This window comes from Rhodococcus sp. AC861 (genome assembly GCF_979256035.1).
The window spans coordinates 1-238 of record NZ_CEEDMW010000106.1 but is presented as its reverse complement, the minus strand read 5'-3'; the positions used below and the strand labels follow the sequence as shown (position 1 = coordinate 238).

Here is a 238-nt window from a genome sequence, read left to right as displayed (position 1 = left end):
GAGGGGCGCCCCGAGTGACCTCGGAGCGCCCCTGTCGGTGGGCGGGTACTACTTCGTCTCTTTGCTCCCCGCGAGCGTGCCGAGGTAGAGCTCGATGACCGTGGGGTCGTTCATCAGATTCGTACCCGTGTCGGTGTACGCGTTCTTGCCCTGATCGAGAACGTACCCGCGGTCGCAGATCTGCAGGCATCGACGGGCGGTCTGCTCGACCCTGATGATCGAGACCCCCGCCGCGTTG

1 pseudogene is annotated in these 238 nt (G+C 65.5%); it reads right to left on the bottom strand.

Annotated elements, in window-relative coordinates:
- Positions 1–48: 48 nt before the first annotated feature.
- Positions 49–238 (bottom strand): annotated as a pseudogene (locus AC0IX4_RS23340) (ABC transporter ATP-binding protein); the annotation flags it as partial.